Origin of the sequence: Rhizobium sp. Root274 (assembly GCF_001429245.1) — a bacterium.
GTDB lineage: Bacteria > Pseudomonadota > Alphaproteobacteria > Rhizobiales > Rhizobiaceae > Allorhizobium.
On record NZ_LMJE01000001.1, the window covers coordinates 1,078,703 to 1,101,490 of the forward strand.

Annotated in this window: 21 protein-coding genes; 10 read left to right on the plus strand and 11 right to left on the minus strand. The window is 61.2% G+C overall.

Annotation, left to right across the window (positions count from 1 at the left end; translation table 11 throughout):
* Nucleotides 1-88: 88 nt before the first annotated feature.
* From ASE36_RS05425 to ASE36_RS05440, 4 genes are all read right to left on the minus strand, one after another.
* On the minus strand, nucleotides 89-1,150 hold the full coding sequence (locus ASE36_RS05425) for a M48 family metallopeptidase (RefSeq protein ID WP_062276280.1): 1,062 nt from the start codon (nucleotides 1,148-1,150) through the stop codon (nucleotides 89-91).
* A complete protein-coding gene (locus tag ASE36_RS05430; RefSeq protein ID WP_062276282.1) occupies nucleotides 1,140-2,207 on the minus strand; it encodes a YjgN family protein in 1,068 nt (355 codons plus the stop codon). Before ASE36_RS05430 ends, ASE36_RS05425 begins: the two co-directional genes overlap by 11 nt.
* A gap of 209 nt (nucleotides 2,208-2,416) precedes the next feature.
* Complete coding sequence (locus ASE36_RS05435; protein ID WP_062276284.1) at nucleotides 2,417-3,913, minus strand: CoA-acylating methylmalonate-semialdehyde dehydrogenase; 1,497 nt, start codon at nucleotides 3,911-3,913, stop codon at nucleotides 2,417-2,419.
* A gap of 99 nt (nucleotides 3,914-4,012) precedes the next feature.
* Nucleotides 4,013-4,918 (minus strand): NAD(P)/FAD-dependent oxidoreductase, encoded by a 906-nt coding sequence (locus ASE36_RS05440; protein ID WP_062276286.1) that lies wholly within the window; start codon nucleotides 4,916-4,918, stop codon nucleotides 4,013-4,015.
* A gap of 139 nt (nucleotides 4,919-5,057) precedes the next feature.
* Between ASE36_RS05440 and ASE36_RS05445 the strand changes: the two genes are divergently transcribed.
* The gene (locus ASE36_RS05445; protein ID WP_062278106.1) at nucleotides 5,058-5,519 is read left to right on the plus strand and encodes an Rrf2 family transcriptional regulator; all 462 of its coding nucleotides are present in this window, start codon (nucleotides 5,058-5,060) and stop codon (nucleotides 5,517-5,519) included.
* A 34-nt stretch (nucleotides 5,520-5,553) separates the two neighbouring features.
* Entirely contained in the window at nucleotides 5,554-6,435 is an 882-nt protein-coding gene (locus ASE36_RS05450) for a LysR family transcriptional regulator (protein WP_062276288.1), read from the plus strand.
* A 43-nt stretch (nucleotides 6,436-6,478) separates the two neighbouring features.
* On the opposite strand, the gene ASE36_RS05455 is transcribed toward ASE36_RS05450, so the two are convergent.
* Genes ASE36_RS05455 through ASE36_RS05465 form a run of 3 tightly spaced genes read right to left on the minus strand, consistent with a single transcriptional unit; the run spans nucleotide 6,479 to nucleotide 8,384 of the window.
* Entirely contained in the window at nucleotides 6,479-7,078 is a 600-nt protein-coding gene (locus ASE36_RS05455) for a DUF1007 family protein (protein ID WP_062276290.1), read from the minus strand.
* On the minus strand, nucleotides 7,078-7,785 hold the full coding sequence (locus tag ASE36_RS05460) for a hypothetical protein (protein ID WP_156378571.1): 708 nt from the start codon (nucleotides 7,783-7,785) through the stop codon (nucleotides 7,078-7,080). Before ASE36_RS05460 ends, ASE36_RS05455 begins: the two co-directional genes overlap by 1 nt.
* An 8-nt stretch (nucleotides 7,786-7,793) precedes the next feature.
* Nucleotides 7,794-8,384, minus strand: coding sequence for a HupE/UreJ family protein (locus ASE36_RS05465; protein WP_062276294.1), 591 nt, complete (start codon nucleotides 8,382-8,384; stop codon nucleotides 7,794-7,796).
* A 183-nt stretch (nucleotides 8,385-8,567) separates the two neighbouring features.
* Here ASE36_RS05465 and ASE36_RS05470 point away from each other — a divergent pair, with 183 nt between their 5' ends.
* Together ASE36_RS05470 and ASE36_RS05475 are read left to right on the plus strand one after the other, a co-directional pair.
* Nucleotides 8,568-9,200 (plus strand): HupE/UreJ family protein, encoded by a 633-nt coding sequence (locus ASE36_RS05470; protein WP_320410144.1) that lies wholly within the window; start codon nucleotides 8,568-8,570, stop codon nucleotides 9,198-9,200.
* A 173-nt stretch (nucleotides 9,201-9,373) separates the two neighbouring features.
* Nucleotides 9,374-10,477, plus strand: coding sequence for a branched-chain amino acid aminotransferase (locus ASE36_RS05475; protein WP_082510842.1), 1,104 nt, complete (start codon nucleotides 9,374-9,376; stop codon nucleotides 10,475-10,477).
* Between the two features lie 109 nt (nucleotides 10,478-10,586).
* On the opposite strand, the gene ASE36_RS05480 is transcribed toward ASE36_RS05475, so the two are convergent.
* Nucleotides 10,587-10,832 (minus strand): hypothetical protein, encoded by a 246-nt coding sequence (locus tag ASE36_RS05480; protein ID WP_062276298.1) that lies wholly within the window; start codon nucleotides 10,830-10,832, stop codon nucleotides 10,587-10,589.
* A 161-nt stretch (nucleotides 10,833-10,993) separates the two neighbouring features.
* The gene (gene aceA / locus ASE36_RS05485) at nucleotides 10,994-12,283 is read right to left on the minus strand and encodes an isocitrate lyase (RefSeq protein WP_062276300.1); all 1,290 of its coding nucleotides are present in this window, start codon (nucleotides 12,281-12,283) and stop codon (nucleotides 10,994-10,996) included.
* Between the two features lie 238 nt (nucleotides 12,284-12,521).
* On the opposite strand from aceA, the gene ASE36_RS05490 reads away from it, so the two are divergent.
* From ASE36_RS05490 to ASE36_RS05510, 5 genes are all read left to right on the plus strand, one after another.
* On the plus strand, nucleotides 12,522-13,949 hold the full coding sequence (locus ASE36_RS05490) for a helix-turn-helix domain-containing protein (protein WP_062276302.1): 1,428 nt from the start codon (nucleotides 12,522-12,524) through the stop codon (nucleotides 13,947-13,949).
* Nucleotides 13,950-14,097: 148 nt separating this feature from the next.
* On the plus strand, nucleotides 14,098-15,198 hold the full coding sequence (locus ASE36_RS05495; RefSeq protein ID WP_062278110.1) for a polyamine ABC transporter substrate-binding protein: 1,101 nt from the start codon (nucleotides 14,098-14,100) through the stop codon (nucleotides 15,196-15,198).
* A 90-nt stretch (nucleotides 15,199-15,288) separates the two neighbouring features.
* Complete coding sequence (locus tag ASE36_RS05500; protein WP_062276305.1) at nucleotides 15,289-16,443, plus strand: ABC transporter ATP-binding protein; 1,155 nt, start codon at nucleotides 15,289-15,291, stop codon at nucleotides 16,441-16,443.
* A gap of 10 nt (nucleotides 16,444-16,453) precedes the next feature.
* Nucleotides 16,454-17,362 (plus strand): ABC transporter permease subunit, encoded by a 909-nt coding sequence (locus tag ASE36_RS05505; RefSeq protein WP_062276307.1) that lies wholly within the window; start codon nucleotides 16,454-16,456, stop codon nucleotides 17,360-17,362.
* A gap of 10 nt (nucleotides 17,363-17,372) precedes the next feature.
* Nucleotides 17,373-18,194: an ABC transporter permease gene (locus tag ASE36_RS05510; protein WP_062276309.1), complete on the plus strand. Its 822-nt coding sequence runs from the start codon at nucleotides 17,373-17,375 to the stop codon at nucleotides 18,192-18,194.
* 41 nt (nucleotides 18,195-18,235) lie between these two features.
* On the opposite strand, the gene ASE36_RS05515 is transcribed toward ASE36_RS05510, so the two are convergent.
* Both ASE36_RS05515 and ASE36_RS05520 read right to left on the minus strand, forming a co-directional pair.
* On the minus strand, nucleotides 18,236-18,457 hold the full coding sequence (locus tag ASE36_RS05515; protein WP_244474665.1) for a DUF6460 domain-containing protein: 222 nt from the start codon (nucleotides 18,455-18,457) through the stop codon (nucleotides 18,236-18,238).
* A gap of 110 nt (nucleotides 18,458-18,567) precedes the next feature.
* The gene (locus ASE36_RS05520; protein ID WP_062276311.1) at nucleotides 18,568-20,442 is read right to left on the minus strand and encodes an AsmA-like C-terminal region-containing protein; all 1,875 of its coding nucleotides are present in this window, start codon (nucleotides 20,440-20,442) and stop codon (nucleotides 18,568-18,570) included.
* A gap of 161 nt (nucleotides 20,443-20,603) precedes the next feature.
* On the opposite strand from ASE36_RS05520, the gene ASE36_RS05525 reads away from it, so the two are divergent.
* Nucleotides 20,604-22,553 carry an acetoacetate--CoA ligase gene (locus tag ASE36_RS05525; RefSeq protein ID WP_082510846.1) on the plus strand — a complete coding sequence of 650 codons (1,950 nt, stop codon included), beginning with the start codon at nucleotides 20,604-20,606 and terminating at the stop codon, nucleotides 22,551-22,553.
* Nucleotides 22,554-22,788: the final 235 nt, after the last annotated feature.

Below are 22,788 nucleotides of genomic sequence, written 5' to 3' on the forward strand. Positions count from 1 at the left end.
CCCAGGATGAAGAGGGGTTGCCGGCGACGGTGGCCCCTTTCTTTTTGCTCCCTATGTTGCTGCCTCATACAGGACGGTGGCAGCCCGATCAGCGGCCGTCTGCTCCAATGCTGGCTGCGTAATCATCGATTGCCTTTCGGCGCTCCGCCGTGCCCGGATGGGTCGAAAGGAAGGATGAGTCCCCTTTCGTCCCGGATTTCTGCTCGATCTTCTCGAAGAAGCGGCCGATCGCGCGTGGATCTCGACCCGCCTTGGACATCAGTTCCACCGATATCCGGTCCGCCTCGCTTTCGGCATCCCTCGAATAAGAGAGCGACATCAGGGCCGCGCCGTTCGTCAGGATGTCCTCACCCGCCGAGCCGACATCGCCAGCGATCAGCATGATCAGGCCCGCGGTGCCGGCAGCGCGGTACAGCTGCCGGAGCGAATGATCGCGTTCCACATGGCCAATTTCATGGGCCAGCACGCCGGTGATCATGTCGAGGTCATTGTCCGCCAGTTCTACCAGTTCGTCGGTGATGACGAGCGTACCGTCAGGGAGGGCGAAAGCATTGGGACCAATGGCGCCCCCTCCTCGGAAGTTGAGATTGTAGGCGTCGGGACCGCGAACCGAAACACGCGCTATGTCGGCAAAGGCTGCCCGGATTTCGTCCTGTCTCGCCTGCGGCAGTTTGGTCTCGCTGAACACCGCCTTGTCGAGAGAGATCAGGGTGCCACTCGCCATCCACTGTGTCACGGCAGGCGGTGTGACCACCACGGCGATTTCGACCAGGGCCGGGACCGCAAACCGATAAATGAGGACGGCCAGAAGGGCGACCGCAATGACCATGGCCGCGAGACGTGGATGAAATCGCTCAAGTTCGTGCACGACGCCCGTGCGCCGGTGACGCTTCAGCCACAGATCGACGGCGTCATTGTCCTCGGTTTCGAACAGGGACTGATCTACAAAGGAGATGCGGCGCGGAATACGGCCGACGCGGGTGGAAATTTCCACCCGCGTCAGGTCGTTGACCGAGACCGGGTCGCCCGACTGGTTCTCCAGCCGGACGAACAGCGTCTTGCCCTGGGCCAGAAGGACCGCAGGTTCACTGCGACTGGAGCCCGGCGGATGCCAGCGGCCATGGGCAATGCGGGTGTCGTCAGAAGCCAAAATCGAACCCTTCGAGATCGAGATACTCCGCCGTGACGGCCGAGCCGGAATTCTGGATCGAGGCTACCACATCGCCCAGTTCACCATCGACTATTATGCCCGAATGAGTGATCACGTAACGGTGCTCTCGGACAGCCGCCCAGGGCCGCATGAGGCCGAAAGTGACGATCGAGACCAGGAGGTTGGAGAGCACGATCCAGAAATAGCGCAGCCGGCCAATATCGGAAAACAAACGATGACGGTTGTCGAAAATGGTCGCGTTCATCACGACATTGCGGACGCCGACGCGGTAGAAGATCGCCGCAACGGCCCAGACGACAAAGGCCGGAATGAGGGCGCCATAGATGGCGAGGATGACCTGCACTTCCGGTTCCGCCATGCTTTCGTCGATGCCCTCGAAACCGTAATAGGCCATCATGCCAAGGAAGGCGCCAATCGCCACGCCGACGACCATCAGCAGGAAGGCCGGCAGCCATACTCTGTAGAGAGCGCCGATCTTCGGGTCCGTCTGGAACGCGCGGTCGCCGTAGCGCAGGTTGTTGAAGATATAGCCATAGAGCCAGCGGCTGGCGAAGGGGGCGAGAATGCCAAGCGAAAAGACCGAGACGAGGCCACCGAAGATAATCGCCACGACGGCGCCCCATGTCTTGCCGGTAAAATCGAAGCGGATGTTGCGGTAGCTGGTCACGCGGGCGTTGAAGCGCAGACTGCGCATGACGATCCAGGGCAGCAGGACCAGCATCAGAAGTGCCAGCACGCCGCCGGCGATCGGGCTGATCGACAGAATGATGTTGTAGACGACGATGTAGCCGAACACGATCCCCCGGCCGATCAGGATCTGCAGACCGCGGGCGTGATAGTCGAAGGAATGGCCGTCAACGAATGTATTTCCGTAAAAGTAGCGGTTGCGGCGGACCTTGGCCCAAGCGGAATAAATCCCGAGCGTGATGATCGTCAGAAGAATATTGACGATCCAGATCCCAAAATACTCGCCGGCGCTGCCGCGAAATTCGCCGCGCTTCAAATTTGATGCCCGGCCAAAAACTGCCTCTTGCATAAAATGTCCCTCGTCAGATCACGTATGGAGCGTCGCTATCCCCAGCGACGCAACCCACAATGACCACGACAGCGGACTGCACTCAAGTGCCGGAGGACACTCTGCGGCACCGTTCCTTTCGCAAAATCCGCGCTGACGACAGCATCAAACGACGACGCCACCCTCCCGCGAAGGAGGATGGCGCCCTGCATTGATCGAAGATGCGTCGTTTACTTCATCGTCGGCATGACGAATTCGGCACCGTCCTTGATGCCCGACGGCCAGCGGCTGGTGACCGTCTTGGTGCGGGTCCAGAACTTGATCGAGTCCGTGCCGTGCTGGTTCAAGTCACCGAAGGACGAGGACTTCCAGCCACCGAAGGAGTGGTAGGCGAGCGGAACCGGAATCGGCACATTGATGCCGACCATGCCGATATTGATGCGGGAGGCGAAGTCACGGGCGGCGTCACCGTCGCGGGTGTAGATCGCGACACCGTTGCCGTATTCGTGCTTCATCGGCAGGTCGAGGGCTTCTTCATAGGTTTTGGCGCGGACGACCGAGAGGACCGGTCCGAAGATCTCGGTCTTGTAGATGTCCATGTCCGGCGTGACGTGGTCGAACAGGCAGCCGCCGACGAAATAACCGTTTTCGTAGCCTTGGAGCTTGAAGTCGCGACCATCGACGACGAGCTTGGCGCCGGCTTCGACGCCGCTATCGATCAGGCCCTTGATGCGCACCTGGGCTTCCTTGGTGACAACGGGGCCGAGATCGGCCTTCTCATCGGTGTAGGGGCCGATGCGCAGGCTTTCCACCATCGGGGTGAGCTTTTCGATGAGGCGGTTGGCGGTTTCTTCACCGACCGGAACGGCAACCGAGATCGCCATGCAACGCTCGCCAGCCGAACCGTAACCAGCCCCCATCAGCGCCTGGGCGGCCTGATCGAGGTCGGCATCCGGCATGATGATCATGTGGTTCTTGGCGCCGCCGAAGCACTGGGCGCGCTTACCGTTCATCGCCGCCGTTCCATAGACGTAACGGGCGATCGGGGTCGAGCCGACAAAGGAGACGGCCGAAATGTCGGGATGGGTCAGGATGCCGTCGACGGCGGACTTGTCGCCGTTGACGACGTTGAGGATGCCGGCCGGGAGACCTGCCTCGATCATCAGTTCGGCGAGGCGGATCGGTACGGACGGATCGCGCTCCGAGGGCTTCAGGATGAAGGCGTTGCCGCAGGCGATCGCCGGCGCAAACATCCACATCGGGATCATGGCCGGGAAGTTGAACGGCGTGATGCCGGCGCCGATGCCGACGGCCTGGCGGATCGAATACATGTCGATGTTCGGGCCGGCGCCTTCGGTGAACTCGCTCTTTGACAGATGCGGGATGCCAATGACGAATTCGCAGACTTCGAGACCACGGACGATATCGCCCTTGGCGTCTTCGATGGTCTTGCCGTGTTCGCGCGAGAGCGTCTCGGCGAGGCTATCCATGTTGTCGTTCAGGAGTGCCACGAACTTCATGAAGACGCGGGCGCGGCGCTGCGGATTGGTGGCGGCCCACTTGGCCTGAGCCGACTTGGCATTGTCGACGGCGGCGTTCAGCTCTTCGGCGCTGGCGAGCGAAACCTCGCCCTGGACCTCGCCCGTAGCCGGATTGTAGATCGGCTGCTTGCGGCCCGAAGTTCCGGCGACATGCTTGCCGCCAATGAAATGACCTACTTGATACATGGGTGTCCTCCTGGAGTGTTGTGGAGGCAGTATGCGCTTTGATTTGCACAAATCAACGCGATGATTTACGCATCCGTTGTGCATAGATTAAAGCAGGCCTCATTTCCAAAGAGAGGCTTCAATCAAGGCACGGTGGGCTGAAATGCCGGCCATGACGCCGGAAGCGCTGGCCAGCGTGGCATTGTGCATGGGACTGGCCGCATCGCCAGCGGCAAAGACACCCGGCAGGCTGGTAGAGCCCATCTGGACCTTGATATGCATACCCTGCGGCCCCTCTTCCAGTTCGAGGCCGAGTTGCGACGCCAGCGGCGAGGCGATCGCCACTTTCGACTGAGCAAAGAGGGCGTGCACCTGCACAACACGCCCATCCGCCAGGCGAACACCCTCCAGCGCCTGTCCCTCGCCGATCAGGCCGACGACCCGTCCCGTTTCGATGGTCACGCCACGGGCGAGCAGCATGGCGTGATGCTCCTCTTCGAAGACGACGCCGGGTTCGATGAACATGGTCGTCTGGCCCCAATCGGGGAGCAGACCGCCCTGATGGGCCGCCAGTGGCGACGAGGCGAGAATGCCGATCGGGCTGCCGCCAATTTCATAACCATGGCAATAGGGGCAATGCAGGACGGTGCGGCCCCAGCGTTCGGCAAGGCCGGGGATCTCCGGCAGCGTATCCGCGACGCCGAGGGCGAGCACGAGCACCGAGGCTTCGTCCACCCGCCCACCGCCAATCCCCACCTTGAACCGGCCAAGGCACCGCTCGGCTGTGTCGGCCTCTCCTTCCAGAAGGGTGAAGTTCGGATAGCGGGCAAGCTGCGCCAGGACCCGGCGGCGGATTTCCGCCGGCGCCACACCATCCTGTCCGAGAAAGCCATGCGAGGCTTCGGCGAAGCGATTGCGGGGGCGCCCGGCGTCGATAAGGAGGATGTTGCGGCGGGTGCGGACGAGCTGCATGGCGGCGGAAAGGCCGGCAAAGCTGCCGCCGACTACGATTGCATCATATTTCATACGGGCAAGCCTTTCATGTAACTTTTCATGTTATGTATCTTAATAAGTTACATGATGCGCGCCCGTCAAGAGATGTAACTCGACTTGTTGCGTAAGCCGGCATGAGCTACGCCTGATCCACTCGAATATGGAGATGAAGATGCGCGGGGATAGCCGCCTGTCCCGAATGCTGCATGTGCTGATCCATCTCGGACGGCGGAAGGATGCTGCGACGTCGGAGCTGATCGCGAAGATGCTCAACACCAATCCAGTGGTCGTTCGCCGAACGATGGCCGGTTTGCGCGAGCGCGGCTATGTGCAATCAGAGAAAGGCCATGGCGGCGGCTGGAAGCTGACCAAGCGGCTGGATGAGATCAGTCTCCTTGACGTCTATGAAGCCCTCGATCGGCCGGAACTCTTCTGTCTCGTTCATGCCTCCGATCATCCGGGATGCCTTGTCGAGATTTCTGTCAACGAGGCATTGGAGGACGCACGGCGGGAGGCGGAGGCTTTGCTGCTGTCGCGCTTTGCGACGCTCAAGCTCTCGGATATCGCCGGCGACTTCGACAGGCGATTGACCATGCTGGGGTTGGGCGCCGGTCTGCCGGGTTTCGACGCATGACACCCGCGCCCACCAGCCCGCCGGAGATCTCGCCATGAACTGGGATGACGTTCGTATCTTTCTGGCTGTCGCCCGTACGGGCCAGATCCTCGCGGCTTCCCGCCGCCTGGGCCTCAACCATGCGACGCTGTCGCGGCGACTGACAGCACTCGAAACGGCACTGGCGACAAGGCTCTTCATCCGACGCACCAATGGTTGCGAATTAACCGCCGAGGGCGAGGCTTTTCTCGGTTCTGCGGAACGCATGGAAACCGAAATGCTGGAGGTGCAGGCGCGGCTTGGGCGGACGGATACGCAGGTCGCCGGTACCGTGCGCATCGGTGCACCCGATGGTTTCGGCGTCTTTTTCCTCGCGTCACGCCTCGGCGCCCTGATCGAGCGTCATCCCGAATTGAAGATCCAGCTCGTGCCGGTGCCACGCTCGTTTTCCCTGTCACAACGCGAGGCGGATATTGCCGTGACACTAGAGCGGCCGGACCAGGGACGCCTCGTCTCGTCCAAACTGGTGGACTATACGCTCGGGCTCTATGCGTCGCGTGCCTATGCCGACACGTATGGATTGCCGGCAACGGCAGAGGAGCTAAAACGGCACCGGCGTATCGGCTATGTGGAAGACCTGATTTTCACGCCGTCCCTCAATTTTACCGGTGAAGTCATGCGCGATTGGAATGCCGGTTTCGAGATCTCCTCGGCGATCGGCCAGACGGAAGCGGTGCTTGCTGGTGCGGGGATCGGCATCCTGCACAGCTACATCGCCCGCCAGCATAAAAGCCTCGTTCGGATCATGCCCGACCTCACCATCCGACGGGCCTATTGGACGACCTTTCACGAAAGCGCACGGGAACTCGTGCGTGTCCGGGCCGTCGTGCAGTTCCTGCAGGAGGCCGTGGAGCGGGATCGCGGGATCTTCGGATGAAAGCTGCGTCCGTTGCCTGCGCAAGGAATTCAACGCCACGCCTTCAACGACAGGTGAGCGTGACCATCGTTGGTATGACGAGGCCGCCGAAATAGGCTTGGTCGTGTGGTTGCTGCATGCCCGTGACGCAAACCTCTGACGGGGTACCGGACAGGATCGCGGGCGTCACCGGATCCATCCCAAAGACAATCGCGAGATCCCGGTCGCGCATCAGGACGCCGAACATGGCCAACGTTAGGTCTTTTGGGGATGCGAAGCGGAATTGGAGTTGCAGCTCGACATAGCCTGCGTCCAGCCGGACGACGGCTCCGGTGGGATCAGGAAGGACCAACTGCTCACCATCCAGCGACAGCTCGGTGAAGAACTGCCGCTCGGCAAGCCGCGTGAGAAGTTCGTTCTCTAGATTGCCGCGTTCGCCGTCTGACAGCTCACCGTCATCGTCGATATCGAAGCGGGTCACGAGCCGGCGGCTGGTAGCAGCGTCGAAGACCAGTCGTTCGGCGAGGCCGGTAAGGCGCGTCTGCTCCATTTCAAATGAGAGACGGACTGATGCGGCCATATCGGGATGGGCGAAGGCTGGGGTCGCGGACGGAGCTGAAAGGAGGCTCAGAGCGGCGAACAAGAAGGCGGAACACTTGCGCATCAGCTGCTACGCCCCGCTAAAGGGTCGAGATCGGCCACCCTCTCCTCGATCGCATGTTCTGCTGCTGCAAGAGGCGGAAAGGGCGGCGGTGTCAGCGACTTGTCGCGTCCTGCAACATAGGCACCACCGTAAAGCAGGGCGACTGCGAGCATCCAGCTGCCGAGGATACGGGCGCCGACCTGCAGCACCGGATGTGAAAAGCGCGATACCGGCCATGCAATGGCGAAAAACGCCGATGCCTGAAGCGCGAAGGCGGATGCGAGATAGCCGGGGGCAAAGAGTGTCGGGTCGCTGAGGCGGGTTGCGACAGCAAGCACCGCGCCTGCCAAAGGCAGGAGTGGCAGGACGACATAGGGACGCCAGCCCAGAGGCAGGACGAGAAGAATGCCGGCGACCGCACAGGCGATGGGGCCGGCGAGAAACAGATGCGAAGCCGCACCGGGCACCGGCGCGAGGAGGACATAGAGGGTTTCTCGAAAGACAAGGCCGGCCACTCCGCCGATGAACAGGACGAGCACGCCAAGGGCCGCGAAGCGTACAGGCAGTTGGCCAATCAGCACGGCGATGCCAAAGAGGGGCAGCAACAGTTCAACGGTTGCCAGAGCCGTGAAGGCCGACGATTCATCCCTCAGGCTCGGCACCAGGATGATGCCGACCGTCAGCGCCCAGAGAGCGAGAAAAAGCAGCGACCATAGCCTGGATGGCACGCTCACCATCAGGCGACGAGGAAGTAGACGCCGCCGAGGCCGATCAGGCCGCCGAGGGCGCGGGCGAACTGGCCGCCATGCAGCCGCTGGAAGCCGAGGCCGACGCCTATGCCGGCGAGATGGATGAGGCCGGTGGCGGCGACGAAGCCGAAGGCGTAGTCGGCGGGATCGGCGGCATTCGGGAGCTCGGCGCCGTGGGCATAACCATGGAAAATCGCAAAGACTCCGATGACCACGAGGGCCAGCCATTCCGGCGGACGCCAGAGGCAGGCGATGGCAGCACCGAGCACGATGATCGAGAGCGCAATGCCACTTTCGACCGCTGGCAGCGGGATGCCGGCGATGCCCATCATGCCGCCCGCGACCATGATCAACGGAAAGGCGATCGGCAGGCTCCAGACCGAGCGACCGCCCATCTGGGCACCCCAGAGACCGACGCAGAACATGGCCAGCATGTGATCGAGGCCGGAGAGCGGGTGTTCGAAGCCGTGCAGGAAACCGCCCCCTTCGCCCGCCAGCACATGCGCCTCTGCCACGGTCGGGAGGGCGAAGACGAGTGCGACAAGAGCCAGGTGGTGAACGAGGCGGTTGGACGGCATAGGAAACACTCCGGACATAACGGCGAAAGGCTGAAACCAGATTTGCGGCAAAATCGCGATGGGCCCAGAACCGGATCGCCTGCACCGACACGACTATATCCGAATCGTGCGAAACTGTAGACGGGAATGATGGTCGCGACCACGAGATCGCGACGGCGGCGACGTAGAAGATATCGGAGCAGTATGATGGGCGGAATTTTCAGCAAGACGATCAAGACCCGGCATAGCTTTACGCCTGCCTGCCTCGTCCTCGCCTTTGTTCTGATCCCCTCCCTTGCTCAGGCGCATGTCATGGACGGGCCGCTCGGGGGCTTCGGCTCCGGTTTCGGTCATCCGCTGGCGGGACCGGACCACTTCCTTGCGATGCTGGCGGTCGGGCTGTGGGGCGCGCAGATGGGCGGGCGCTCGGTCTGGACGCTGCCTGCCACCTTTCCCCTGGTCATGTGCATTGGCGGCGTTGCCGGCATGCTGGAGATCCTGCCATCCGGCATCGTTCAGGCAGGGATCGCGATCTCGGTGCTGGCGCTCGGCGCTGCAATCGCTGTGGCCTGGAAGGCGCCGGAATGGGTTGCGCTGGTGCTTATCTCGGCCTTCGCCATCCTGCATGGCATCCCGCACGGGGTGCTGGCACCGCGCGCAACCGACCCGGCGGCCTTCACCGTCGGCTTCGTCGTCTCGACGGGCGTCATCCACGTGGTCGGCATCGGCATCGGGGCCGCGCTCAAGCCGGTTGCACAAGGGAAACTGGTGCAGGCGCTTGGTGCCGCCATCGCGCTCGCCGGCCTGTGGTTCCTTTTCGGATGGCTGACGAGCTGACACCTCTGGGCATTCTTGCTGCAGACGCTGTCACACAGGGATTTTGCTGCATTGCGGCCATACGGTTTCAGTTGACAAACGAGCCTCAAACCGGACAAACGACGGCATCGGCCGATCCGGACATGTCCCGGCAGCGGCGCGCGAAACCGTGAACATCCAGGCATAGGCTTCTCATGACCACGAATACCGCAGCACTCGACTTCCATATTGCTCCGAATGCCTCCCCCATGCCGGAAGCCGATCGGCTGAAGGCTTTCGAAAACCTCGGTTTCGGTACGCTCTTCACCGACCACATGGTGGTGCTGCAATGGCATGTCGACAAAGGCTGGCATTCGGCCGAAGTGAAGGCGCGTGGACCATTCCAGCTCGATCCTGCGGCGAGCGTGCTCCATTACGCGCAGGAAATTTTTGAGGGCATGAAGGCCTATAAGGGCGCGGACGGCCGCATCACCCTCTTCCGCCCGGAAGAAAACGCCCGCCGCTTCAACAAGTCGGCCGAGCGCATGGCGATGCCGGAGATCCCGGAAGAGCTGTTCCTGAAAGCGGTCGAAGAGCTGGTGAGGATCGACGCGAAGTGGGTACCTGAAGGTGAAGGCAGCCTCTATCTGCGCCCCTTCATGTTTGCGAGCGAGACCTTCCTCGGTGTGCGGCCCTCGCGCGAATATATCTTCAGCGTCATCGCCTCCCCGGTCGGCCCTTATTTCAAGGGCGGCAGCAAGCCGGTCACGCTTTGGGTCAGCGAGCATTATACGCGCGCTGCCCCTGGCGGCACGGGTGCTGCCAAATGCGGCGGCAATTATGCGGCAAGCCTGCTTGCCCAGAAGGAAGCGTCGAGCCGCGGTTGCGACCAGGTCGTGTTCCTGGACGCTGCCGAACACAAATGGATCGAAGAGCTGGGCGGCATGAACGTCTTCTTCGTCATGGATGACGGCACGGTGGTCACCCCGCCGCTGTCTGGCACCATCCTGCCGGGCATTACCCGCAACTCGATCATCAAGCTTGCAGGCGACAACGGTTTGAAGGTCATTGAGCGCCCCTACTCCTTCGACGAGTGGATGGCGGATGCCAAGAGCGGAAAGCTGCGTGAGGCCTTTGCCTGCGGCACGGCTGCCGTCGTTGCCGCTATCGGAACGGTGCGGCATCCGGACGGCGAGTTCGTCATCGGCAATGCAGGCACCGGCATGGAAACGGAAAAGCTGCGCAACCAGCTGACCGGCATCCAGCGCGGCACGGTGGCCGACCCTTACGGCTGGGTGAAGGACGTCACCCGCGTCTAATTGCTTCAAAAGAAAAAGCCGCACAGCAATCCACCTCCTCCCCGAGGTGATCGCTGTGCGGTACCAATCCGGAGGTCAGGGGCCGGACAGGGGATCTCGTTTCTCAGGATCAGGCCGCGTGGCTGCCCTGGGTCACGATGACGGGGATCAGCAGATCACCCCAGTTGCCGTCGCCACCATGGTGACGGGCCGAGCGGACGAGTTCGACCGAGACGCCGGCATCGACGGCCTTCATGATCGAGTGGTTGAGACGGTGCAGGTCATTGGCCAGCATGCGGATCATCGCCTGCTGATCGGTGCTCATGGCCGAGGACTGTTCTTCGGCGCGTTCCTTGACTCGGGTCTGGGGTGTCATCGCATTTCTCCTCTTGGTGTCTGGGGTTTTGAAGTCACCTCCCCCTTGAGGGGGGAGGTCGCAGCGTAGCTGCGGGTGGGGGTGAACCTTTGATGATTGCGGTGGTCACCCCACCCCGGCACTGCGTGCCGACCCTCCCCCTCAAGGGGAGGGTGCGATCCTTACTCGGCCGCCGGCTTGAACTGCTCGGTTTCGGTCGATTCCTTCATTGCTGTTGTCGAGGACTGGCCGGCGGTGATGGCGAGCGAGACGGCGTCGAAGTAGCCGGTGCCGACTTCGCGCTGGTGCTTGGTCGCGGTGTAACCGTTGACCTCGGCTGCGAATTCCGCCTCCTGCAGCTCCGAATAGGCGGCCATCTGGCGATCCTTATAGCCGCGCGCCAGTTCGAACATGCCGTAGTTCAGCTGGTGGAAGCCGGCGAGCGTGATGAACTGGAACTTGTAGCCCATGGCACCGAGCTCCTTCTGGAACTTGGCGATCGTCGCGTCGTCGAGATGCTTCTTCCAGTTGAAGGAAGGCGAGCAGTTATAGGCGAGCTTCTTGCCCGGATAGACCTTGTGCACGGCTTCGGCAAACTTGCGGGCCTGTTCGAGATCCGGCTTGCCGGTCTCCATCCAGATCATGTCGCAATAGGGAGCGTAAGCGATCGCACGGGCGATGCAGGGCTCGATGCCGTTCTTGACCTGGTAGAAGCCTTCCGCCGTGCGTCCGGCATCATAGTCTACGAAGGGCTTGTCGCGATCGTCGATGTCCGAGGTCAGGAGCTTTGCGGCTTCGGCGTCGGTGCGGGCAACGATCAGCGTCGGGACGCCCATGACGTCAGCGGCGAGACGGGCGGCAGTCAGGTTGCGGATATGAGCCTGGGTCGGGATCAGAACCTTTCCGCCGAGATGGCCGCACTTCTTTTCAGAGGCGAGCTGGTCTTCGAAGTGAACGCCCGCAGCGCCGGCTTCGATGAAAGCCTTCATGATTTCGAACGCGTTGAGCGGTCCGCCGAAGCCTGCTTCCGCGTCGGCAACGATCGGGGCGAACCATGTGTCGACCGAAAGGCCCTTGCCTTCCTGGGTCTCGATCTGGTCGGCACGCTGCAGCGTCTTGTTGATGCGCTTGGCAAGCTCTGGTGCGGCATTGGCCGGATAGAGCGACTGGTCCGGATACATCGCGGATGCCGTGTTGGCGTCAGCCGCGACCTGCCAGCCGGAGAGATAGATGGCCTTCAGCCCGGCGCGGACCATCTGCATGGCCTGGTTGCCGGAGAGTGCGCCCAGCGCGTTGATGAAGGGCTCTTCGTTGATCAACTTCCAGAGGCGGTTGGCACCCATTTCGGCCAGCGTGTGCTTGATCTCGACCGAGCCGCGCAGCCGCTTGACGTCTTCCGCAGTGTAGGGACGATCGATGCCGTCGTAACGGCCCTTGGGTGCGTTCGGAACGAGATTGTAAAATTCAGTCATATGAGATCTCCCTGTTCACTTCCGGATGCGGGTTACGCGATCGTTGTGCCTTTGCTTCACCGCTTCTGATGTGACTAGATTTACATCGCACTGCAAAATACGGCCAGAAAATTCGGTAAAACAAGGAGATGAAAGAGGTTATGCTGTCTTGCCTTTGACAGATCTGGCATGTAAATTTGTAAATCATGTCACAATTTTTTTCCAGCCATGGATTGGGCTCGCTTGTAAGGATCTGTAAATGGCAGAGCGCAAGATCTTCGCCGGCCCCCGCGTGCGCCGCATCCGCAACGGTCTCGGCCTGACGCAGACCGCCATGGCAGAGGCGCTGGAAATATCGCCGTCCTACCTCAACCTGATCGAACGCAACCAGCGCCCGCTCACGGTGCAGCTGCTTCTGAAGCTCGCCTCTGTCTACAAGGTGGATCTGGATGAGCTGCAGGGAGAGGCCGGAGGGTCGGCGAGCCAGCTGCGCGAGGTCTTCGCCGACCCGCTGCTTTCCGGCGAGCTGCCGGGCGACCAGGAACTGATCGAAGTGGCGGAAGCCGCCCCGAATGCGGCGAGCGGCATCGTAAAGCTTTACCGCGCCTATCGCGAACAGGCGGCGCGGCTGTCGGATCTCGCCGATCTCCTGGCCCGAGAGGGACACGAGACATCGCTGTCCGGCGCGCGGCTGCCGATCGACGAGTTGCGTGAGGTCTTCGAGCGGCGCCCCAACTATTTCGGCAGGCTGGACGAGGCGGCAGAGGCATTCCATGCGAGCCTTGGCCTCGCCGCTGGCGACGACCTGGCCGTAGCATTGAAGTCCTGGTTGCGCAGCACCCACGGCATCGTGGTGCGGACATTGCCGGTCCAGACCATGCCGTCGCTCAGGCGGCGCTATGACCGCCATTCCATGCGGCTGTTTCTCTCCGAGCGTCTTTCGGCCTTCGACCAACTGCGTGAAGTGGCCATGGAGGTGGTGCTGTTGGCCTTTAGCGAGGCGCTGCAAGCCGAACTCGAGGCGTTGGAGCTGCGTTCGGGAGAGGCGCGGCGGCTCGGTCGTTTCGAGCTTGCCCGCGCCGCCGCCCATGCGCTGATGATGCCCTATGGCGCCTTCCTTTCGGCAGCCATCCGGGCGCGCTACGACATCGATATTCTCAGGGCGCGATTCAATGTGTCGTTCGAGCAGGCGGCGAACCGGCTCACCATGCTGCAGCGGCCGGGGGCACCGGGACTGGCCTTCTTCATGATGGAGGTGGACAATGCCGGCAATCGCTTCCGACGGTCCGGTGCGCAAGGCTTTCCGCATGCGAAGTTTGGGGGGGCCTGCCCGAAGCTTAACATCCACGCCGCCTTCGCTCAGCCGGGGCAGGTTCTGGTGGAACAGGTGGAAATGCCGGATAGCGCCGGCTTCTTGACGATATCACGCACATTGGAAGGTCCGCAGGCCGGCTTCGGGGAGCGGGTCCGGCGGACCGCGCTCCTGATCGGCTGCGATATTGGGCACCGTGACGAGGTGGCCTATGCGGCCGCCCTGCCCGACAAAGCTGTGCCGCCGATCGCCGTTGGAGCGGCCTGTCGGCTTTGCGAAAGATCGGGTTGTCTGGCACGTGCAGAGCCACCGCTCACACGACCGCTGGGGCTGGACGAAATGGTCACAGGCCTCTCCGCTTTCGATTTTCAATGAATGAAGGGAGTCCACGACTTGGCTTCAGACCCCTTCGCGACTGCGAAGAATTTCGCTTGTCGCCCGTCCAATTCCTTTCTAGTCTCTTAAAAAACAACGGGAACGGTAGCCGGAGATGCAGATCTTCGAGCTGGAACAGGAGAAAACAATGAAGGCTCTTTTTATTCGTACGGCGTCAGTGGCCCTCACCACGATCTTCATCGCATCCGGTGTTCAGGCGCAGGAACGCGTCGTTCATGTTTATAATTGGTCGGACTACATCGACGAATCCGTGCTTGAAGAGTTCACCAAGGAGACGGGCATCAAGGTCGTCTATGACGTGTTCGATTCGAACGAACTGCTGGAGACAAAGCTCCTTGCCGGTGGCTCCGGCTACGATGTCGTCGTGCCGACGGCCCCCTTCCTCGCCCGCCAGATCCAGGCTGGCGTCTTCCAGAAACTCGACAAGTCGAAACTGCCGAACCTGAAGAACATGTGGTCTGATGTCTCCGAGCGTCTGGCGAAGTATGATCCCGGCAATGAATATGCCGTGAACTACATGTGGGGCACCACCGGCATCGGCTACAATGTCGCCAAGGTCAAGGAAGCACTCGGCGCCGACTTCAAGGTCGACAGCTGGGATGCGATCTTCAAGCCGGAGAACGCCGAGAAGCTGAAGAGCTGCGGCATCAACATCCTCGACGCATCAGACGAGACCTTTGCCATTGCGATGAACTATGCGGGCAAGAATCCGGACAGCAAGGAAACCGCCGATCTGGAAGCGGGCGGCGAAGTCTATTCGAAGATCCGGCCTTCGGTGCGCACCTTCAATTCCTCGGCCTATATCGACGATCTGGCCAATGGCGACATCTGCGTGACGATCGGCTGGTCTGGTGACATTCTGCAGGCGAAGGCGCGTGCGGAAGAGGCCAAAAACGGCGTCGAGATCAACTACGTGATCCCGAAGGAAGGGACTTACATGTGGTTCGACAACATGGCCATTCCGGCGGATGCCCAGAATGTTGCCGAGGCGCATGAGTTCATCAACTTCCTGATGAAGCCCGACGTGATCGCCAAGGCCTCGAACTACGTTCAATACGCCAATGGCAACCTCGCCTCGCAGGCGCTGCTCGACCCGGCGGTCAAGGACAATCCGTCCGTCTATCCGCCAGCGGACGTCATGTCGAAACTCTTTACCATCTCGCCCTACGGCCCCAAGGAACAGCGCGTTCTGAACCGGGTCTGGACACAGATCAAAACGGGTAGCTAATAACTGATTTGAAACCGCCGGGTGTCTCAAGCATCCGGCGGTTTTCTTCGTGTCTGGGGTCAATCAAAACACTACGGCTGGGATCGGGTAATGGCGAAGTCACTGGGGCCTGTTAAACGCAAATTTTCTCCTTGGATGGATCCGGACGCGGTGCCTTTTATCCGCTTCGAGAACGTGACAAAGCGGTTCGGGGATTTCGTCGCCGTTGATAATCTGACGCTCGACATCTACGAGCGCGAGTTCTTCTCACTGCTTGGGCCCTCGGGCTGCGGCAAGACGACCCTGATGCGCATGCTGGCGGGCTTCGAACAGCCGACGTCGGGTCGCATCCTGCTGCAGGGCAAGGATCTCTCCGGCACGCCGCCTTACAAGCGGCCGACCAACATGATGTTCCAGTCCTATGCGCTTTTCCCGCACATGACGGTCGAAAAGAACATCGCCTTCGGACTGGAGCAGGACAACCTGCCGAAGGGCGAGATCGAAGCCCGCGTTCAGGAAATGCTGAAGCTCGTCAAGCTGGAGACATTCGCCAAGCGCAAGCCGAACCAGCTGTCCGGCGGCCAGCGGCAGCGCGTGGCGCTCGCCCGGTCGCTCGCCAAGCGACCGAAGGTGCTGCTGCTGGACGAACCGCTCGGCGCGCTTGATCGCAAGCTGCGCGAAGAGACCCAGTTCGAACTGATGGACATCCAGACAAAGCTCGGCCTGACCTTCCTGATCGTAACCCACGATCAGGAAGAGGCGATGACCGTTTCCGACCGGATCGCGGTGATGGACAAGGGCATCCTCGTGCAGGTGGCGACGCCGGCCGAAATCTACGAAGCCCCGAATTCGCGCTATGTCGCCGACTTTATCGGCGACATCAATATTCTCGAAGGCAAGGTCGCCGCCAAGGAGGCGGGGACCAATGGTGAGTTGGTCAAGGTTGACTGCGACGGCGTGACGATAGCCGTCGACCAGAGCTGCGACGCTACAGTCGGAGACAGCGTCGCCTTCGCCATCCGGCCGGAAAAGGTGCGCATTACGACCTCGAAGCCCGAGGAAGCCACGGCCAATGCCCTGCATGGCGAGGTCTGGGACATCGGCTATCTCGGCGACTTTTCGATCTTCATCGTCAAGCTTGACGACGGACGCATGTTCCGTGCCGCGCAGGCAAACGTCTCCCGACTGGTCGACCGGCCGATTACCTTTGGTGACATCGTCTGGCTGTCCTGGCCGGCCGATGCCGGCCTTGTTTTGACGCGCTGAGGAGAGCGACATGGCCGAACCCGTTGCCGCCTCCACCAAATCCGGTCCCGCCCGCTGGCTGGTGGTGATCATTCCTTATTTCTGGATGGTGCTCTTCTTCGTGGCGCCCTTCCTGATCATCGTGAAGATTTCGCTGTCGGACACGGCGATCGCCATGCCGCCCTATACCCCAGTGTTCGAAGGGCTGTCGGCAATCGGTAATTTCTTCAGCCAGCTGGATTTCGAAAACTACAGCTTCCTCACGGAAGATCCGCTCTATTTCAACGCCTATGTCTCGTCTCTGCGCATCGCACTGATCTCGACCCTTTTGCTTCTCCTGATCGGCTATCCCATGGCGCTCGCCATGGCGCGCGCCTCGGTGACCATTCGCCCGACGCTGGTGATGCTGGTCATCCTGCCATTCTGGACCTCGTTCCTGATCCGCGTCTATGCCTGGATCGGCATCCTGAAGCCGGAGGGGCTGCTGACGGTGCTTCTGCATTCGCTCGGCCTGATGGACGAAGGCAATCAGGTGCAGATCTTCCGCACGGAAATCGCCGTCTTCATCGGCATTGTCTATTCCTACCTGCCCTTCATGGTGCTGCCGCTCTACTCAGCCCTGGAAAAGATGGACGGTACGCTGCTCGAGGCCGCAAGCGATCTCGGCTGCCCACCGTGGAAGGCGTTCTGGAAGATCACCTTCCCGCTCTCCATTCCGGGCGTGATTGCCGGCGCGATGATCTGCTTCATCCCGATCACCGGCGAGTTCGTCATTCCGGATCTTCTGGGCGGTGCCCAGACGCTGATGATCGGCAAGACGCTGTGGACCGAATTCTTCGGTAACCGCGACTGGCCGCTTGCATCGGCCGTCGCCGTTCTCCTCCTCCTGCTTCTGGTCGTTCCGATTGCGATCTTCCAGAACCAGCAGCAGAAAGCGTGAGGAGCGGCCGATGAAACCCGGTAAATTCGACCCGACAATCCTGACGATCGGCTTCGCATTCCTCTACATCCCGATCCTGATCCTGGTGATCTACTCGTTCAACGATTCAAAGCTCGTTACCGTCTGGGGCGGGTTCTCGTTGAAATGGTATGGCGAGATGTGGCGCAATGACGGCCTGATGAGTGCTGCCTGGGTGACGCTACGTGTCGGCCTGCTGAGCGCGACCCTCGGCACCGTGCTCGGCACGCTGACGGCGCTGGCGCTGGTGCGCTACGGGCGCTTCCCCGGTCGTTTGCTGTTTTCCGGCATGGTCTATGCCCCGCTCGTCATGCCCGAGGTGATCACCGGCCTGTCGATGCTCTTGCTGTTCGTCGCCGTCGGCGTCGATCGCGGTCTGATGACGGTGGTGATTGCGCACACGACCTTCACCATGTGCTACGTGGCAATCGTCGTGCAGTCGCGGCTTCTGACATTCGACACCAGTCTCGAAGAAGCGGCCCATGATCTCGGCTGCCCGCCGGTCAAGACTTTCTTCAAGATCACCCTGCCGCTGATCCTGCCTGCCGTCATCTCCGGCTGGATGCTCGCTTTCACCCTGTCGCTCGACGATCTCGTCATTGCGAGCTTCACCACCGGGCCCGGTGCGACCACGCTGCCGATCAAGATCTATTCGCAGGTCCGCCTCGGCGTAACGCCCGAGATCAACGCAGTCTGCACGATCCTGATCGGGATCGTGACGATCGGCGTGATCATCGCCTCGATCGGCACCAAACAGCGTGAACTGCAGCGGCAGCGCGACGAGCATGTCGCCGCGCGCGGTTTGACGAGCTGAGGCCAGACTGAGGCCTGAGAGGCCCGCCGTCTGCCGTCCCGTCAACTGCGGGGCGGCAGCAATATATAGGTGACAAACCAAAGCGGGATGATCACCAATGCTCCCATCAAAATACGCGGAGCCGTCCAGGCGAAGGCGGTGACGAAGCCGTTCTGAATGTCCTCGGGCGTCAGGCCGAGGCCGTCCATCACCGCGCGCGGCGTTATGCCGAACAAGGACAAAAGAGTGCCCGCGATCAGCGAGGCCAGCGCCAACTTGATCAAGCCGGAGAGAATTCCCTGCACCGTCCGCGCCCCCAGACGTTTTGATTCGATCCATTGTAGCGTTTAACGGATTCGAATGAACCGGCTCGCTTCTGGTGAGCCACGGTTCTTTATGGGCTGACGCTGCCGGAATGGGGAATGGGCGAGATCACGGGATCCGCAAAGCCGCCGCCGATGAAAAAGCGCAGGTCTGCCGGGGTGCCGACATTTGACGTTGGCGGCGACAGTTGGCCGATCAGTGCCAGGGCCTTGCGGCTATAGGGTACGATCCCCGTCAGGGACAGAGATTGGTCGTTGCCAACGAAGAGGCATTTCTCGACTTCCGCTGAACCTTCGGCAAAACGTGCGGACATGTCGAAACGATCAAAGGCAAAACGACCGCTGCCAGCCGCGCTCAATTGGAAATAGGAGCGGTCGACAGCCAGCTGTCGCACGCCCTCTGCGTTGAAGCCCTCCAGCTGTCCCGCACTGGCGGAGATCCGCAATGTGCCCGACATCGCCTCGAGATTGCTGCGCCAGCCCACGCCTGCAAGCTTGGCGTTCAGGTCGACCGAGCCCTTGGCGGTGACGACCGGACCTTCGACGTCGAGGCCCTTGGCGAGTTCACCGAGGCGGGCATCGATGATGGTCACCGCGAGATCGGCTCCTTTGCTGAAGCCGTCGCCACTGCCGCTGATACGGGCGCTCAGAGAGCCGCCGAGAAAATCGCTGTCGGCGATCACCAGTTTCAGCGCGTCCCCACGACCGATGACGCTCGCGCCGACATCAGCCAGTTCGAAGGGCGGCAGGGCGGCCGTGGTTGCCGACAGCCGCAGGTCGAAATCCAGCCAGCGGGTGAGGCTTGGCAAACGAACGTCTGCCCTGTCGCCGATCTCGATCGACAAGGACTGCAGGAGATCCTCAAGTTCAAGGTGGGCGAGCGCGAGTGTGCCGCTGAGCACGGGGCGTGTGCCGGGCGCATGCCGGAATGCCAGAAAGCCGTTGCCACGGCTATCGTTCACCTGGAAATCCAATCCTTCCAGGCGCCACTCGTTGTCAGTCGGGATCAGTTGCGTCTTCAGCGCCGCGCTCTTCCAGCTTTCCGTTCCCGCGATCCTAATCTGGGCGAGGCCGGCGACGGTCGGGATATCTGTGACCGCCAGTTCGATATCGCTGGTTCCGGTCAGACCCTTGCGGAGACTGACGCCCCCCTTCAGCCTGCCGGTCATGCCAGGCAAGGCGGCGGAAATATCGACATCGGCATTTTGGCCACCGATCAGCAAAAGCGGCGCATGGGTGTCGAGGGTGAGGGTAACAGGCAAGCCGTTGTAGGCGAATGTGGCCTTGCCGGAGAGCGACGCGGAAAGCTTTGGCCATTCGATCTCAGCGTTCACCTCACGGGCTTCGAATTCCCGTCCGCTCGCGGCGTCGATCAGGATGATCTCACCGTCGAGAACGGCAACGCTGCCGACATCAGCATCTGCATCGGCCTCGATCTGCTGGCCGCCAGCGGCACTCGGCGCAACGGAACGTACCGCTTCGCTCAGCAGGCCCTCATTGCTCCAGTCGAGCAGTCCGTCGACGTCGCGCTCGATACGGATCCTCGGTCGGGTGAATTCAAAGGCATTAAATTCAGGCTGCCCCCGCAAGGCAGAGAGAAAGCTGAACCGAGCCGAGAGCGCATCGATCTCACCCAGGACCTGGCGCGCGGGCCCCTTACTCCGGCTGACCGTCACGCCAGTCAAGGTGACCTGCGGCTCGGGCCAGAACGTGATCTCGGTGACATCTGCAATGGAAACGTCATGTCCTGTCCAACGCGAAACGGCAGACGCCAGCGCTGTCCTGACCACTGAACTGGATATCAGATAGGGAGCTGCCAGCCGCAGAGCCACCGAGCCCAGAACGAGAAGAACCGTGGAGACGAGGACAAGTCTCAGCAAGCGGCGCCAATGCAACTTGGCCGCAGGGTTCTCGTCCTGTCGATAGGGGCGATCGGCTTTTGACATCCATGCTCCTTTACCGGGTGCAGGGACCGGCTGGCAAGCTTTCTGCGCGATACACAATCTCGTCGCAACCAGCAAAGGAATGCCTTGGAAGCGCCGTGAACGGCGCTGTATATCGCAGTGCAATATGTTATAAGCCTGGCCCATCTGCGGAGGACAGTATCATGGACATTTCACCCCTTTGGGTTCCTACGGACGCTTTCAAGGCTGATCAGCCGCTGACGCAGTTCATCGAGTGGTGCGGCTCGACCCTGGGCTCGCCTTTTGCCGATTACGAGGCCTTCTATGACTGGTCGATCCGCGACCGCGGTGCCTTCTGGTCTGCGGTGTGGGACTATTGCGGCGTGAAGGGCAGCAAGGGAAGCGTCGCGCTGGCTGATGGCGATGTGATGCTGAAGGCGCGTTTCTTTCCCGAGGCTCAACTGAACTTTGCAGAGAACCTGCTGGCACATGCCGGTGAAGGCGATGCGCTGATCTTTCGCGGCGAAAACAAGGTGTCAGATCGGTGGAGCTGGCAGCGTCTGACGGCCGTGGTCTCAAGGCTGCAGCAGGCGATGCAGGCCATGGGGATTGGCGCCGGCGACCGCGTCGCCGCCATGATGCCGAACATGCCGGAGACCATTGCGTTGATGCTGGCCGCCAGCTCGCTTGGCGCCATCTGGTCGTCCTGCTCCCCGGACTTCGGCGAGCAAGGCGTGCTCGACCGCTTCGGCCAGATCCAGCCCAGCCTTTTCATCGCTTGTGATGGCTATTGGTATAATGGCAAGCGCCAGGATGTGGCCGACAAGGTGGTGGCAGTCGCGGAGAAACTCGGCGTGCCGGTGCTCGTCATCCCCTATGCCGGCGAAACGGCAGCGCTGGTGGAGAGACTTGCGGATGGCCGCAGCCTCGACCAGTTCGTCGCACCATTCTCCGTTCAGGAGATCGTTTACAAGCAACTGCCTTTCTCGCATCCGCTCTACATCCTTTTCTCCTCGGGAACGACGGGGGTGCCAAAGTGCATCGTGCACTCGGCCGGCGGCACGCTGTTGCAGCATCTGAAGGAACACCGTTTCCATTGCGGTATCAGTGCCGGCGACCGGCTGTTCTACTTCACCACATGCGGCTGGATGATGTGGAACTGGCTGGCCTCAGGGCTAGCCTGCGGGGCAACGCTCTGCCTTTATGACGGCTCACCCTTCTATCCCGACGGAAACGTGCTGTTCGATTATGCGGCGCAAGAGACGTTCGCGATTTTCGGCACATCGGCGAAATATATTGATGCCGTGCGCAAGAGCGGGCTGACGCCGAAGACGACCCACGACCTGTCGAGCCTGCGGCTGCTGACCTCGACCGGATCGCCCCTGTCGCCCGAAGGCTTTTCCTTCGTGTATGAAGGTATCAAGGGCGATATCCAGTTGGCCTCCATCTCCGGCGGCACCGATATTGTTTCCTGTTTCGTGCTGGGCAACCCTTTGAAGCCGGTCTGGCGTGGCGAGATCCAGGGTCCGGGCCTCGGGCTTGCGATGGATGTATGGAACGACGACGGGCAACCCGTGCGCGGCGAGAAGGGCGAGCTCGTCTGCACCAAGGCCTTCCCGTCCATGCCGATCATGTTCTGGAACGATCCGGACGGCGCAAAATACCATGCAGCCTATTTCGATCGGTTCGACAATGTCTGGTGCCATGGCGATTTTGCCGAATGGACCGAGCATGACGGGATCATCATCCACGGCCGCTCGGATGCCACGCTCAATCCGGGCGGAGTCCGCATCGGCACGGCGGAAATCTACAATCAGGTCGAGCAGCTGGACGAGGTGATCGAGGCAATCTGCATCGGGCAGGACTTCGATGACGATGTCCGGGTGATCCTTTTCGTACGCCTGACGCCCGGATTGACACTGGACGAGATGCTCGAGAAGAAGATCAAGGCCAAGATCCGTACGGGTGCGTCTCCGCGTCATGTGCCGGCAAAGATAATTCAAGTGAGCGACATCCCTCGCACGAAGTCGGGCAAGATCGTCGAACTTGCCGTGCGTGAAGTGGTGCATGGACGTCCGGTGAAGAACAAGGAGGCGCTGGCCAATCCGGAAGCGCTCGAGCTCTTCGCCAACCTGCCGCAGCTGCAGAGTTGACGCGATTGTGTATCGAAACCTGCCGAAGCAAGACCTCATACCTCAATTCTAGGGTATCCCGAAGGCGGATGCGGTAAGGATCTGTTAAGGCGCGTTTGGCAAGACTGTCGGCAACTTGGAGACGCACGATGAAGTGCGGGTGAGAGCCGGTTCCGGCTCCTTGGACATGATGTCGATTGCCCTCTTCTCCGGTTCGACAGCATCTACTGCGGGCGGCTTCTGGCCGCCCTTTTTT

What these genes read in the sequence shown, in the direction of transcription:
- ASE36_RS05440 (WP_062276286.1), bottom strand. Translation starts at nt 4,918, where the DNA reads ATGAAATATGATGCAATCGTAGTCGGCGGCAGCTTTGCCGGCCTTTCC.
- aceA (WP_062276300.1), bottom strand. Translation starts at nt 12,283, where the DNA reads ATGACTGAATTTTACAATCTCGTTCCGAACGCACCCAAGGGCCGTTAC.
- ASE36_RS05450 (WP_062276288.1), top strand. Translation starts at nt 5,554, where the DNA reads ATGAACTGGGATGACGTTCGTATCTTTCTGGCTGTCGCCCGTACGGGC.
- ASE36_RS05505 (WP_062276307.1), top strand. Translation starts at nt 16,454, where the DNA reads ATGGCCGAACCCGTTGCCGCCTCCACCAAATCCGGTCCCGCCCGCTGG.
- ASE36_RS05465 (WP_062276294.1), bottom strand. Translation starts at nt 8,384, where the DNA reads ATGCCGTCCAACCGCCTCGTTCACCACCTGGCTCTTGTCGCACTCGTC.
- ASE36_RS05525 (WP_082510846.1), top strand. Translation starts at nt 20,604, where the DNA reads ATGGACATTTCACCCCTTTGGGTTCCTACGGACGCTTTCAAGGCTGAT.
- ASE36_RS05470 (WP_320410144.1), top strand. Translation starts at nt 8,568, where the DNA reads ATGATGGGCGGAATTTTCAGCAAGACGATCAAGACCCGGCATAGCTTT.
- ASE36_RS05495 (WP_062278110.1), top strand. Translation starts at nt 14,098, where the DNA reads ATGAAGGCTCTTTTTATTCGTACGGCGTCAGTGGCCCTCACCACGATC.
- ASE36_RS05520 (WP_062276311.1), bottom strand. Translation starts at nt 20,442, where the DNA reads ATGTCAAAAGCCGATCGCCCCTATCGACAGGACGAGAACCCTGCGGCC.
- ASE36_RS05510 (WP_062276309.1), top strand. Translation starts at nt 17,373, where the DNA reads ATGAAACCCGGTAAATTCGACCCGACAATCCTGACGATCGGCTTCGCA.
- ASE36_RS05490 (WP_062276302.1), top strand. Translation starts at nt 12,522, where the DNA reads ATGGCAGAGCGCAAGATCTTCGCCGGCCCCCGCGTGCGCCGCATCCGC.
- ASE36_RS05445 (WP_062278106.1), top strand. Translation starts at nt 5,058, where the DNA reads ATGCGCGGGGATAGCCGCCTGTCCCGAATGCTGCATGTGCTGATCCAT.
- ASE36_RS05480 (WP_062276298.1), bottom strand. Translation starts at nt 10,832, where the DNA reads ATGACACCCCAGACCCGAGTCAAGGAACGCGCCGAAGAACAGTCCTCG.
- ASE36_RS05475 (WP_082510842.1), top strand. Translation starts at nt 9,374, where the DNA reads ATGACCACGAATACCGCAGCACTCGACTTCCATATTGCTCCGAATGCC.
- ASE36_RS05430 (WP_062276282.1), bottom strand. Translation starts at nt 2,207, where the DNA reads ATGCAAGAGGCAGTTTTTGGCCGGGCATCAAATTTGAAGCGCGGCGAA.
- ASE36_RS05455 (WP_062276290.1), bottom strand. Translation starts at nt 7,078, where the DNA reads ATGCGCAAGTGTTCCGCCTTCTTGTTCGCCGCTCTGAGCCTCCTTTCA.
- ASE36_RS05435 (WP_062276284.1), bottom strand. Translation starts at nt 3,913, where the DNA reads ATGTATCAAGTAGGTCATTTCATTGGCGGCAAGCATGTCGCCGGAACT.
- ASE36_RS05500 (WP_062276305.1), top strand. Translation starts at nt 15,289, where the DNA reads ATGGCGAAGTCACTGGGGCCTGTTAAACGCAAATTTTCTCCTTGGATG.